Below are 12,454 nucleotides of genomic sequence, written 5' to 3'. Positions count from 1 at the left end.
ATTGGGTGGAGGAAATACGTTTTGCCGGGTCAGGCTCGGCCCTCGAAGGAGTGATCGGAAGATGCCCGTCCCCGCAACCGCTCGACCGCCGCGCCCGCAGGTCGTGTTGGAAGTGGTGACCAAACGGAAAATCGGCAAGCACATGGTCCGTCTGACCCTGGGCGGCGAGGGCTTTGCCGCCTTCCGCAACCGGGATGCCACCGACAAGTACGTCAAGCTGCTCTTCGCCGACCCCGAATTGGGGCTGACCCCACCGTACGACATGGACGAACTGCGGGCCGTCCTGCCGCAGGAACGGATGCCGGTCCGCCGCACCTACACGGTGCGCAGTGTCAACGAAGCCGCCGGCACCTTGCAGATCGACTTCGTCGTGCACGGTGAGGAGGGCCTGGCCGGCCCCTGGGCCGCCAACGCCCAACCCGGTGACCTGGTCTGCTTCTCCGGCCCCGGGGGCATGTACTTCCCCTCGAAGGACGCCGACTGGCATCTGCTTGCGGGGGACGAATCAGCTTTGCCGGCCATTGCCGCCGCCCTGGAGAAGATGCCTCGTTCCGCCGTCGGTGAGGTCTATGTCGAGGTGGCCGGGGAGAAGGACGAGGTCAAGTTCAGGGCCCCGAAGGGAATCAACGTCCACTGGCTGCACCGCGGCGGGACGTTCACCCCCGAAAGCACCAAGCTCGCCGCCGCCGTGATGGCAGGTCCCTGGCATGAGGGCGAGGTGCAGGTCTTCGCCCACGGGGAACGGGAGATGGTCAAGGCGCTGCGCCGGTTCCTGGCCGACGAGAAGGGCCTGCACCGCAAACAGCTCTCGCTCTCGGCCTACTGGGCCTTCGGCCGCGCCGAAGAGACCTTCCAGGCGGAGAAGAACGAACCGATCGGCAAGATCTTCCCCGAACAGCCGGGGATGCAGGCCACCACGGGCGGTTGATCCGCCGTCCGGGGCGAGGGCCTCAGCCCTTCGAATAGGCTTCCTCGTTCCAGAGATGGAAGAGCGCGTGGCTGCGATAGGGGCGCCAGGCTTCCGCGCGGCGGGCCGCCTCCCGGGTCGTGACCCCGCCCAGCGCCCGGCGCAGGACGAGGTCTCCGGCGGTGAAGGCATCGGGCTCCAAACGCGCCCTGACATCGAGGTTGTCGGCGCTCCACGGGCCGATGCCGGGGATGGCCAGGAGTTCTTCACGCGTGAGCGGGAACGCCCCGGGATCCGCCGGTGTCGCCACATGGGCGAACGCCTCGGCCACGGCCAACAACGTCCTGGTGCGGGCGTGGGTCAGGCCGACGCCGGCCTGCAGTTCGTCTTCGGGGATCCCCGCCACGACCCCGGGAGTCGGGAACAAGTGCAATCCGGCGATCGGCGGGCCGGCCCATCCGCTCACCAGCCGCCCGGCGAAAGTGCGTCCCGCGGCCAGGGAAACCTGCTGGCCGAGCACGGTCGTGGCCGCGGCCTCGAAGGGATCCGGGGAGCCGACGGGGCGGAGCCGGGGCCGCTTGGCGACCAGGGGGGCCAGGGTCGGGTCGCGGAGCAGCCGGGCATTGATCGGTTCCAGATCCAGATCCAACGCGAACCACCGGCGAAGCAACGCCGAGAGCGGGGGCCGGTCCTCGGCCGTCAGCGCCGCGTCCACCCGGCGGAGCAGGACCGCGTCCTCGGTGAAACGTAGACCGATCACCACGTTCCGGTCTCCGATCCTGACCGGGCGGCGGTGTTCGCCCCCCGTTTGTTCGTCGAGGCCCGGCACGGCATGGGCGGCCAGGACGGCCAGCGAAAGCTGCGGGTCCAGTCCTCCATTGGCTGGTAGGCGCAGGACCTGTTCCGGGTTCTCTGGCATGGCATCCATGGTTCCCCAGACTAGTGCCCCGAGGGGGTCGTCGATCCTGGCTATACAATCATTCAGTGCCTTGTACGAACGTATAGGTGGGGGTAGTCTCAACCCATGGCAGCTTCCCGACCAGTGCTGTGTCCGCCCCTTCGCCCTTCAACGTGAGGTACTGATGACCACACCACCCCAAGCACTCATCTACGATTCCATCCGTATCTCCCCGGGGAAAGGGCAAGCCGAGCGGGTCCCTCCACGAAGTGAAGCCGATCGATCTCGTGGTCGGGCTCATCGATGCCCTCAGGGAACGCCACCCGGGGATGGATACCCGACTCATCGACGATATCGTCCTTGGTTGTGTGAGCCCGGTGGGGGAGCAGGGGATGGATATCGCCCGGATCGCCGCCCTGAAGGCAGGGCTACCTTGGGAGGTCGCCGGCGTCCAACTCAACCGCTTCTGCGCCTCGGGGCTCGAGGCCGTGAACCAGGTGGCTGCCCGTGCCCGCGCCGGTTGGGAGGATCTGCTCATCGGCGGCGGCGTCGAATCGATGTCCAGGGTGCCGATGGCCTCCGACGGAGGGGCGTGGGCCATGGACCCGGCCACCGCACGGGCCACCAATTTCGTTCCCCAGGGAATTGGTGCCGATCTAAGTGCCACCTTGGAGGGCTTCGAGCGCTCCGAAGTGGACCGCTTCGCCGCGCAAAGCCATCATCGGGCCGCCACCGCGTGGAAGGAAGGTCGCTTTGATCGTTCGATCGTCCCGGTCCGTGATGTGAACGGGCTGACGATCCTTGACCATGATGAAACCATTGGACCCGGGACCAGCACGGAAACCTTGGCTCCGCTGAACCCCTCATTCGCGAAGCTAGGCGCTCAGGGCGGCTTCGATGCGGTAGCCCTCGAGCAATACGCCTCGGTCGATACGATCAATCACGTCCACCATGCGGGCAACTCCTCGGGAATCGTCGCTGGTGCTGCCCTGGTCCTGGTCGGAAACGAGAGCGCTGGCCAACGACACGGCCTCACCCCGCGGGCCCGGGTGGTCGCAACGGCGGTGACCGGTTCCGAACCGACCATCATGCTCACCGGCCCCACTCCTGCCTGTCGCAAGGCCCTCGACCGTGCCGGCATGACGGCCGGGGATATCGACCTCATCGAAGTCAACGAGGCTTTCGCAGCGGTACCGCTGAAACTCATGCGGGATATGGGCTGGAACGAAGAACAAGCGAATGTCAACGGGGGCGCCATCGCCATGGGTCACCCCCCTCGGGGCAACCGGCGCCATGATCCTGGGAACCCTGGTCGACGAACTTGAACGGCGTGAGCTCGAGCGTGGCCTCGCCACCCTCTGCGACGACGACGGAATCGTCACCCTGACCATGAACGACCCCGAGGCCTCGGTCAATACAATGAACGACGCCTACCAGGCCTCGATGGCCGAAACCGTCGAGATGCTGGAAGCGCAGCGGGAAGAGATCACCGGAGTCATCCTGACCAGCGCCAAGAAGACCTTCTTTGCCGGCGGCGACCTCGAAGCGATCTATCGGACGACTGCCGAAGACGCCGATAAACTCTTCGACCAGGCCCAAACCATCAAAGCCCAACTGCGGCGCCTCGAGCAGCTGGGAGTCCCGGTGGTGGCTGCGCTTAATGGCACGGCACTAGGCGGCGGACTAGAAATTGCGCTGGCCTGCCATCGCCGTATCGCGGTGAACAGCCCCGGAAACAAATTCGGCCTCCCCGAAGTAGGGCTGGGACTGCTGCCCGGCGGCGGAATCACCCGGATGGTGCGGATGCTGGGCATCCAGAAGGCGTTGATGGACTGGTTGCTCCAGGGTCAACAGCGTGACCCCGAGGCGGCACACCAGCAGGGTGTCGTGGATGAACTGGTCGACAGCCCCGAGGCACTGCTGCCCGCCGCTCGAGCCTGGATCCATAACCAGCAGCAGGAGGAGCCGAATACCCAACCCTGGGCGGCGAAGGGATACAAAATTCCCGGTGGAACCGCGGCATCGCCATCGATGGCCGCCATTCTTCCGTCCCTGCCTGCACTGCTGCGCCAACAGCTCAAGGGAGCAGACCTTCCGGCGCCCCGGGCGATCCTCAGCACGGCCGTGGAAGGGACGCTGGTTGACTTCGATACCGCATGCCGTATCGAGTCGCGGGCCTTCGCCAACCTCGTGGTTGGCCGCACGGCCAAGGCCATGATCCAGGCCTTCTTCTTCGACCAGCAGTCGATCGGTTCAGGCCGGCTCCGCCCGCAGGGGCCGAAGCCGCAGAAAGTCGGCACCGTCGCGATCCTCGGCGCCGGGATGATGGGCGCCGGGATCGCCTATTCCTGCGCTCGGGCAGGCATCGACGTGGTGCTGAAGGACGTCGATCAGGCGGGTGCCGAGAAGGGCAAGTCCCATGTCTCGGATGTGCTCGCCAGCCAGGTGTCCAAGGGGCGGCTGGACCAGGAATCGACGGATTCGATCCTGGCCCGAGTCCACCCGACGGGTCGGGCCGCAGACCTGGCGAGGGCAGAGGTGGTCATCGAGGGGGTCTTTGAGAACCTCGAGTTGAAATCCGCTGTCTTCGCTGAAGCCGAAACCGAGCTGCCCGCCGAGGCGCTGCTGTGCTCGAATACCTCGACGCTGCCCATCTCAACGCTGCAGGGCACGAGCGGACGCCCACAGGATTTCGTGGGGCTCCATTTCTTCTCCCCGGTGGAGAAGATGAAGCTGGTGGAGATCATCCGAGGAGACCAGACCTCGGATGCCACCGTCGCTCGGGCCTACGATCTGGTCCAGCAGATCCGGAAGATCCCGATCACCGTCGGGGACGGCCGTGGGTTCTATACCTCCAGGGTCTTCGGGACGCTGATCGTGGAGGCCACGGCATTACTGGAGGAGGGGGTGGATCCGCAGGTGATCGAACGTGCAGCCACCCAGGCGGGCTTCCCTGCCCCTCCGCTGGTTCTGCTGGACGAGGTCTCGCTGACGCTGGCCCAGCACACCCGGGCCGAAGAAGAAAAGGAATACGCGGCCGCCGGTGCGGTCCGCGAACCCGCAGCGGGGGAACGCCTCATTGACACGATGGTCGATGACTATGGCAGAAAAGGCCGCGCCGCAGGAGGCGGGTTCTACGACTATCCGACAGGCGGCGGCAAAACCTTGTGGCCGGGGCTCAGGGAACACTTCGCCCGCGGGACCGAGCTCGCCTCGAAGGACATCCAGGACCGCTACCTCTTCCGCATGGCGCTAGAGACGGCCCATTGCTTCGAGAATGGCGTCCTGACGGATACTGCCTCGGCAAATATCGGCTCGATCTTCGGGGTCGGGTTCCCCCCGGGGACCGGCGGGGCCGCCACCTTCATCACGAACCACGAAGGGGGCATCGCGGGCTTCGTGGCCCGGGCCGACGAGCTGGCCGACGCCTATGGTGAGCGCTTCCGCCCCCGGGACTGGTTGCGTTCCCGGGTGGGGATGGGGTCCCTGATCTGAGGTCCGCAGTCTTCCCGCCGGCTCCGGCAGGCGGGAAGGCCCCTCGCAATCAACGCTGGATACGGCTATCATCGTTATATGACGATGATAATGCGGAAGGGCGAACCGACGACGGGACCGCTGGCCCCGGCGGCGGCCCTGTTCCACGGGCTGGCCGATCCGACCCGATTGCTGATCCTGCGCCATCTGCGCACCGGGGAACATAAAGTCAGGGAACTGACCGAGCATCTGGGCCTGGCCCAGAGCACGGTCAGCGCACATCTGACCTGCCTGCGTGATTGCGGGCTGGTGTCGTCACGGCCGGTCGGCCGCGCCAGCATGTACTCGCTGGCCGAACCCGAGCACATCGACGTCCTGCTTCTCGCCGCCGAGACCCTGTTGGCCGACAGCGGCAACGAGGTCGCCCTGGCCGCCCACCATTGGCACGAGTCCCACCGCACCGGGCCGGAGTGCACATGAGTCATTCGCATTCCCACGACCACAGTGGCGGAGCCGTCGAGCACCGGCCCCGGCTGGCCATCGCGTTCGGGATCACCGCGGTCATTCTCATTGCCGAAGTCATCGGTGCGGTCGTCACCGGCTCGCTAGCCCTGCTCGTCGATGCCGCCCACATGCTCACGGACGCGGCCGGCCTGCTCATGGCCCTGACTGCGGCGACCCTCATGGGACGCCCGGCCACCGACCGGCGCACCTGGGGCTTCCGACGGGCCGAGGTGCTCTCGGCCACCGCCCAGTCCACGCTGCTGCTCGCCGTTGGACTCTATGCCATGATCGACGGCATCCGCCGGCTCTTCGCCCCGCCCGAGGTCGCGGCCACCGGGCTGCTGGTCTTCGGGATCGTCGGACTGGTCGGGAACATCATTGCGATCGTCGTGCTCAGCTCCGGACGCGGGGCGAACCTGAACATGCGCGCCGCCTTCCTGGAGGTCGTCAACGACGCCCTCGGCTCGGTGGCGGTGATCGTCGGCGCCATCGTCATCAGCACGACCGGGTGGATGCGCGCGGACGCACTGGCGGCCATGTTCATCAGTGCCCTGATCCTGCCCCGGGCGTTCCGGCTGCTGCGTGAGACGACGTCCATCCTGCTGGAATCGACCCCGCGCGGGTTGGACCTGGAGGAGGTCAGACGGCACCTGCTCTCCCAGGATCTAGTCCTTTCGGTCCACGATCTGCACGCCTCGCAGATCGCTACCGGCCTGCCGGTGCTCACCGCGCACGTCGTGGTCCATGAGGATGCCTTCCACGACGGTAGGGCCTCGAGCATGCTGGACTCGTTGCAGGACTGCGTGGCCGGGCACTTCGACGTGTCCATCGAGCACTCGACGTTCCAGATCGAAACCGAACGCCACGCCGAACACGAACACCGCTTCCACCCGTAGCCGCCGGTCCGGGGCCGGCCCCACGGCTCAGCGCAGGATGATGTCCGTGGCCAGGGCGGGGGAGCGGCCGGTCTCGACGAAACCCGAGACGTTCGAGGCGGGATGCTTGATGATGTCCGAGACCGAACCCAGATGCAGGGCCAGATCGATCTTGTCCTCCGGGGCGGCCAGCAACAACTGGAAGCCGAACTCCTGCAGCGCGTTGATGCCGGCGGCGGCGTACTCCGCGTTGGCCTGGATGAACGCCTCGTCGATCATCACGGTCCCGTAGGTCGTGAAGCCGTGCAGGGCGAAGCCCAACTGGTAGGCCAAGGCGGCGCCCATGATGAACGAGGTGAAGCGTTGGCCCTCACCGCCGGAGAGCGTGCCCGGTTCCAACCCGTTTTCGATCTCACCGCCGGGCTTATGCTCGTTGCAGCTGATCCGCACATGTTGGCGCACGTCCAGAACGGTATCCCGCCAGGCTTGCCGTGCCGGATCGTCCAGGGCGTCCACCAGCTGCTCCAACGCCTTGTAGTTCGCACTCAATTCCTCCACCCCGCGGGAGCCGTAGGCGTTGCCGAGCGCCTCCTTGAGCGCGGTGCGGAAATCGCGGGCCTCTTCCGGGACGACCGTGGTGACTTCCAGACGCAGGTACGAGCCATGCTCGAAGGGGACATCGGCCAGGATCTGGTTCAACGGCAGGATGCGTTCACCGATCCCGCGGCGTTCCTCCTCCAATAGCTGCAGCAGATCCGAGAAGCGTTCGTAGGAACGGTTGGAGAAGTATTCGCGGAACTCCTCCTGGCGTTGCGGCAGCCCCTCCTGGACGATCGCCCGGTGCAGTGCCACATAGTGCGGGGCGCTTTCGATGCCGGTGCCGAAGGAAGCAGAGGTGGTCATGCCGAAGTCGCGGGCAAATTGGCGGAACGTCTCAGTGAGCGTGGCCTCGGTGGAGAAGACGAGTTCACGCACCTCCGTGGTGCGTTCGCCCAGATCCTGTGAGGTCGCCGACACCGCCGCATCCAGTTCGGCGAGGTCGAAGTCCTCGCCGGCCTCCAACCGGTGCATTGCCTCGGCCAGCAGCGGCTCGGCGCCCAGCTCTTCACGGGCCTGCGCCTCCGGGGCGGCCGCGGCGCTGGAGGCACGGGCCGCCTCGAGCTGGGTGCTCGCGGTCGCCGCCCGGGACTCGAGCGTCGCGGTCTGGTTGCGCAGTACCGCCAGCCGTCCGACGGCGGATTCCAGTTCGGTGCGGGCCGCCTCCAGGGCGGTGCGCAGCCCGGCCAGGTCGGTGCTGGAATCCATGGCCTCGGCGATCCGGGTCTCCAGCTCCTCGACGGCGGCGCCCTGGACCGAGGAATCCAGCGCGGAGAAGGGACGTTCGTCAGCGACCAGCTCGCGCAGCAGGGAGAGTTTGCGGGCCAGGGAATCCTTGGAACGGCTGCGTTCGGCGGCCAGCTCCTCGGCTTGGGCCCGGTCGGCGTCCAACTGGTCGACCTGGACGGTCAGTTCGGAGATCTTCTCCTCGTTAGTGAAGCCCAACAGGTAGTCCGAGGCCGCCACGGGCCGGGTATCGCGTTCGAAGGAACCGCGGCCGGATTTGATCGTCCCGGCCCGGGAGATCGCCCGTCGTTCGGCGTGCAGGTCGGCATCGGTGGCCACGCAGATGAAATCGTGGTCGGCGGCGATCTTGCGTTGCAACCACTGGCCGGCCTCGGATAGCTTGAACTCCAGCTTCGTCACCAGGGCCTGGTCGGCGGCGGTGGCCACCGGGTCCCCGTCGCGGCCGCCGGGGACGTGGGCCGAGAGGTCGATCCACCGCAACCTGCCATAGCCTTCCAACCGATCCGCCGCCGCCGTCACCCGTTCGATGTCCTCGCCGCCGACCAACAGGGTGGTGGCCAGTGAGCGCAAGGCCTTCTCCGCCGCGGCGCGCCAGGGGCCGGCCCCGGGGGCCATGTCCATGAGCTCCCCGGCGAAGGGGAGGTCCTCGGCCGCGATCCCGGTTTCGGAGCAGATCCGGCGGCGGGCCGCCGCCGAGAGGCCGTCGATGTTCGAGCCCCTGCGGGCGTAGGAATCGATGTCCTGGCGCAGCTTCTGCGCCTTCTCGCGCGCCTCCATGGACGCGGCGATCGCCTCGTGTTCCATGGTGGTCGCATCCTTGGCCACCCCCTGCAGGGTTTCGGCGGTCACCGCCGCCTGGCGACGGGCCGCCTGCAGACCGGAAGCCGAGAACGTCAGCGCCACCCCGGCGTCGTGCATGCGGGCCTTCAGGGTGGAGGCGATCCCTTGGCGCTCGGCCAACCGTGAGCGGGCCGCCTCGAGTTCACGTTCAAGCGCCTGGACCGCCTGGCCTCCATGGGAGTCGTGTTGTTCGGTCAGTGAACGCACCCGTTCGGCCAGCACGGTCCGGGATTCGGAGACCTCGGAAATGGCGGTGCGGTTGGCCTTCAGTTCGGCGGCGATGGCGGCGGAGCGGGTGCCCAGCAGTTCGGCGGCCAGATGTTCGCGCAGCAGCGGCAATTGATGCCGCCCCAGGCCCTGGAGGTGGCGCAGGGATTCGGTGAGTTCCTGGTGGCGTCGATGCTGTTCGGGCACCAGCTCCAGGGCATCTCGTTGGGCGCGGGCCTCCTCGAGTTGGCGGTGGATCCCCCGCAGATGGGAGAAGTCCTCCACCGCGCCGGCAGCGGCCTTCAAGGTCGAGGGGACCTCCAGGACCTCATAGCGGAAGAACTGGTTGACCCCGCGGTCCAGGCCTTTGCCGTTCTGCAGGGTGCGCAGCAGCGAGAACGCCTTGTCGTTGTCGATACCCAGGCGCCGGCGGAACCGTTCGGCGAAGGTGCGGTGGACATCGAAGGCCTCGAACCCGGGGAGCACCTTCATCAGGGAGGACGGCGAGAACCTGCGGGAGCCGTGCTCTTCCAACGCCGCGGTATCCAGGGTGCCGTCCCCGATGACATAGTGCTTGCCGACCTGGCCCTCCAGGCCCTGGGCCGGAAGGTCGAACAGGACGGCGATGCAGGTCCGGGTCCCCAACCCGTCCTCGAAGGTCAGGGCCACGGCGCTCCAGGTGGCGCCGGGACGTTGATACAGGGTGCCGGTTTCGGTTGTGAAGCGACGTCCACGCATATAGGAGTAGGTGGTGCGCCGGTCCTTGCGGGTGGAGGCCTCATGGGCGGATTCGTTCAGTCGAGGGGCCGCATGGAAGATATGGCCGATTCCGTCGAACAGGGTGGACTTGCCGACGCCGGGGCGGCCGGTGAGCAAGGTGCCGTCGCGGTCCACATACAGTTCGTGCCGGCCGTGGAAGGTGCCCCAGTTGATGACCTGGATCGAGCACAGGCGCTGCTGTCCGGGGTTGATGGCCTCGCCGAAGGGGAGGGTTTGGGAGATGGTCACTGGGCCGCCTCTTCGGTGTTCGTGGTGGTCTCGGGGTCATCTTCGGAATCGTCCGGCTCCCCGGCGTCGTCCTCGGCACCATCATCCGGGTCGTCGGGGACGACGTCGGAATCCAGTTCCAGCGTCGGCTCCATCCCCTCGTCGGCGGCCCGGTCCAGGGACTGCAGATAGGCGGGGATCTCGTCGATCGAATCGAAGGGCAGGGCCAGCGCCAGGGCCCCGGAGACCCGGTATTCCTGGTCGAGTTCGGTGGGCAGGATCAGCTTCAGGGCAGCTAGCCGGGCCAAGGAGGAATCGGTGAGGTCCTCGAGCCGCTTATCGTCCAGGGCCCCGGGATGGCGATGCTCCTCGAGGAGCTCCCGGGCCCCTGCGCGGGAGATCACCGGATCGGTTCCGGTGCCGGCATGACGGTCCAGCAGCAGCCGCAACCGCAGCGCCAACAGGGTCTCCTCGCGGCGCAGCGGCTTGCGGGGCACGATCGCGGTGGTGTGGACGGTCTGGGTCGGCACCGGTACGAGCAGGGCGATCTTCCGTTCGGGATCGATCTGCAGCTTCAGGAACAGCTCGGCGACGAAGGCGGAGATTTCCCGGCGTCGGTCCAGTACCAGTTGCCACAGCCGCGCATCGGCGCTCCCGTCCAGGTAGGGGCCGCGCAGCAAGCGGATCAGCGCCTGGCGCAGCGCCAACTCGAATCTGCCGGTGTCCCCGTCGAAGAGCTCTCCCTCGGCCCGGCGGCCCGAGGGGGTCGCGGTGTCCGGGGTCTGGTCGTCGTCCCCGGAGGCACCGTGGGGGGCGAGGGCGGGGGATTCGGGGTCCGGGTGGCTCATTCGGTGTCCTTCGCGAAGGTGATCACGGGCAGGTAGGCGGTGCGTTCGGAGCCGTCGACCTGGCTGAAGGTGATCGACTCGAATCTGGTGGTGTCCACGTCCCGTCCGGCGGTGCGGGCGGCCTCGATGAGGTAGCGGATGGTGTTCACATGGTGGTCCCTGGTCTCGAGCCCGGCGAACACGGAACCGAGGGTGAGGGGGCCCGCGGCGGAGTCCACCGCGGTGGCGATGGCCGTGTCGAGCCGGTCGGCATCGGCCTTCGGGGTGCTGGGGGTGCGTCGGATGTCGGCGCTGCTCATCGCCGGCGGTTCGGCGAGCTTCGGTGGGGCCACATGCTCCTGGGGGTCGAAGATCCCCAGGCCCGACAGGGTCGAGAAGGCCGGGGCGTACAGCTTCACCGCAGTGACCGGGGTCCGGGGGCCGAGTGCCTCGGAACCGGCGACCGCCAGTTCGGCGCTACGCACCGTCCGGCGCAGCAGGACCGAATCGCGGAATTCGTCGGACTGGACGAAGGCGTGCAGGGATTCCGAGAGCTTGCCATAGCTCGAATGCACTTCGGCGGCCTGGCGGCGCAGCTCACGCAGCAAGGTGGCCAGGGTATGGCGTTCCTGGGCGTTGAGGCCATCGACGAAATCACGTTCGAGTACTTCGTTGATGGCCTGGCGGAAGCGGTGTTGCCGGGTCGGATCGTTGAGGAACTCGGTGAACCCCCGGAACGTCTCGCCTTCGGCGGTGCTGCGCAGTTGCCTATCACCTTCCAAGACCCGGCCGACGGCCACGCCCTTGGCCACCGAGCCTTCCATGATCTCCCGTCTGACCTGGTGGAGCATATGCCGTACACCGTCGCGCATGCGCTTGAAGTCGGCCGGCAGGTTCGCCGCCAGATCCAGGATGCTGCGTGCCGCGGCCATGGCCCCGTCGGCCGGCAACACGGCCGGGGCGGCCCCGGAACGCAGGGCCCGGACCCGTTCGGTGCGTTCGGCGATCTCGGCTTCGAGCTGGCGGATCCGCGCCTCGGGGTCGGGATCGGTTTCATGGGCCAGGGACTCGATGCTGGTCAGCAGGGTGTTCAAGCGCGAGGAGTTCAAATTGGTCCCCGAGCCGGAGAAGCCTTCGAGGAAGGTCAGCACCCGGGCGGTATGGGCGGTCGGCTCGTAGACGAAGGAGCCATCGATCAGCGGCCGCGCCAGATATCCGGCCCGCACCCAGGAATCGGCGTACTGCTGGGCCTGCCAGGCGTCGTTGAGCGGTGTCCCGGCGGAGCGGAGATGCCGCAGGAAGGCCTGCAACGAGGCATGGAACGCCTCCAACCCCACGCGGGGACGGGCCTGGGTGAACTCGGCCCGCAGGAACGCGACCGTCCACGGCGTCGCCGAGAGCAGCTTCCAGGCGGGGGAGGACCTGAATTCCTGCTGGTCGGCCCACGTCGCAACGGCGGGTTCGATTGAAGGCATCTGCTACTTTCCGCCCCACACGGTGGGGGACGACGATGGACGGGTGATGGTCGAAAAGGAAGCCGCGGCAGCGCGACGAACGGCGTTCGCACCGTCGAGGGCCGGATGGTCATTCT

The 12,454-nt window shown here is 67.3% G+C and carries 9 protein-coding genes; 5 read left to right on the top strand and 4 right to left on the bottom strand.

All coding sequences use genetic code 11. The annotated features are described in order from the left end of the window. Nucleotides 1-61: 61 nt before the first annotated feature. A complete protein-coding gene (locus ACT3UE_RS03355) occupies nt 62-928 on the top strand; it encodes a siderophore-interacting protein (protein ID WP_444561872.1) in 867 nt (288 codons plus the stop codon). Between the two features lie 22 nt (nt 929-950). On the opposite strand, the gene ACT3UE_RS03350 is transcribed toward ACT3UE_RS03355, so the two are convergent. Then, nucleotides 951-1,826 carry a DNA-3-methyladenine glycosylase family protein gene (locus ACT3UE_RS03350; protein ID WP_444561871.1) on the bottom strand — a complete coding sequence of 292 codons (876 nt, stop codon included), beginning with the start codon at nt 1,824-1,826 and terminating at the stop codon, nt 951-953. Nucleotides 1,827-2,074: 248 nt separating this feature from the next. Here ACT3UE_RS03350 and ACT3UE_RS03345 point away from each other — a divergent pair, with 248 nt between their 5' ends. The 4 genes from ACT3UE_RS03345 (at nt 2,075) to ACT3UE_RS03330 (ending at nt 6,679) form a co-directional block, all read left to right on the top strand. Beyond that, nucleotides 2,075-3,130, top strand: coding sequence for an acetyl-CoA C-acetyltransferase (locus ACT3UE_RS03345; RefSeq protein WP_444566266.1), 1,056 nt, complete (start codon nt 2,075-2,077; stop codon nt 3,128-3,130). Next, nucleotides 3,099-5,300, top strand: coding sequence for a 3-hydroxyacyl-CoA dehydrogenase NAD-binding domain-containing protein (locus tag ACT3UE_RS03340; protein ID WP_444566265.1), 2,202 nt, complete (start codon nt 3,099-3,101; stop codon nt 5,298-5,300). The genes ACT3UE_RS03345 and ACT3UE_RS03340 overlap by 32 nt, the downstream gene beginning before the upstream one ends. A gap of 78 nt (nt 5,301-5,378) precedes the next feature. Next, entirely contained in the window at nt 5,379-5,759 is a 381-nt protein-coding gene (locus tag ACT3UE_RS03335; protein ID WP_444555031.1) for an ArsR/SmtB family transcription factor, read from the top strand. Then, nucleotides 5,756-6,679 carry a cation diffusion facilitator family transporter gene (locus ACT3UE_RS03330; protein WP_444566264.1) on the top strand — a complete coding sequence of 308 codons (924 nt, stop codon included), beginning with the start codon at nt 5,756-5,758 and terminating at the stop codon, nt 6,677-6,679. Before ACT3UE_RS03335 ends, ACT3UE_RS03330 begins: the two co-directional genes overlap by 4 nt. A 27-nt stretch (nt 6,680-6,706) precedes the next feature. Here ACT3UE_RS03330 and ACT3UE_RS03325 read toward each other — a convergent pair whose 3' ends face one another. From ACT3UE_RS03325 to ACT3UE_RS03315, 3 genes are read right to left on the bottom strand one after another with little or no spacing between them, the layout of a single operon-like run. Continuing rightward, nucleotides 6,707-10,057: an ATP-binding protein gene (locus tag ACT3UE_RS03325; RefSeq protein ID WP_444566263.1), complete on the bottom strand. Its 3,351-nt coding sequence runs from the start codon at nt 10,055-10,057 to the stop codon at nt 6,707-6,709. Beyond that, nucleotides 10,054-10,884 carry a DUF4194 domain-containing protein gene (locus ACT3UE_RS03320; protein WP_444566262.1) on the bottom strand — a complete coding sequence of 277 codons (831 nt, stop codon included), beginning with the start codon at nt 10,882-10,884 and terminating at the stop codon, nt 10,054-10,056. The genes ACT3UE_RS03325 and ACT3UE_RS03320 overlap by 4 nt, the downstream gene beginning before the upstream one ends. Continuing rightward, the gene (locus ACT3UE_RS03315) at nt 10,881-12,338 is read right to left on the bottom strand and encodes a DUF3375 domain-containing protein (protein ID WP_444555035.1); all 1,458 of its coding nucleotides are present in this window, start codon (nt 12,336-12,338) and stop codon (nt 10,881-10,883) included. The genes ACT3UE_RS03320 and ACT3UE_RS03315 overlap by 4 nt, the downstream gene beginning before the upstream one ends. Between the last annotated feature and the right edge of the window lie 116 nt (nt 12,339-12,454).

Source organism: Arthrobacter sp. 179, assembly GCF_052379645.1.
Classification (GTDB): Bacteria; Actinomycetota; Actinomycetes; order Actinomycetales; family Micrococcaceae; genus Arthrobacter_H.
Note: the sequence above shows the minus strand (reverse complement) of the source record. Positions and strands in the feature narration are given on the sequence as shown.

Bases quoted from the DNA above. Each gene is read 5' to 3' on its own strand.
- ACT3UE_RS03355 (WP_444561872.1), top strand. From the start codon at position 62: ATGCCCGTCCCCGCAACCGCTCGACCGCCGCGCCCGCAGGTCGTGTTG.
- ACT3UE_RS03350 (WP_444561871.1), bottom strand. From the start codon at position 1,826: ATGCCAGAGAACCCGGAACAGGTCCTGCGCCTACCAGCCAATGGAGGA.
- ACT3UE_RS03340 (WP_444566265.1), top strand. From the start codon at position 3,099: ATGATCCTGGGAACCCTGGTCGACGAACTTGAACGGCGTGAGCTCGAG.
- ACT3UE_RS03335 (WP_444555031.1), top strand. From the start codon at position 5,379: ATGACGATGATAATGCGGAAGGGCGAACCGACGACGGGACCGCTGGCC.
- ACT3UE_RS03330 (WP_444566264.1), top strand. From the start codon at position 5,756: ATGAGTCATTCGCATTCCCACGACCACAGTGGCGGAGCCGTCGAGCAC.
- ACT3UE_RS03320 (WP_444566262.1), bottom strand. From the start codon at position 10,884: ATGAGCCACCCGGACCCCGAATCCCCCGCCCTCGCCCCCCACGGTGCC.
- ACT3UE_RS03315 (WP_444555035.1), bottom strand. From the start codon at position 12,338: ATGCCTTCAATCGAACCCGCCGTTGCGACGTGGGCCGACCAGCAGGAA.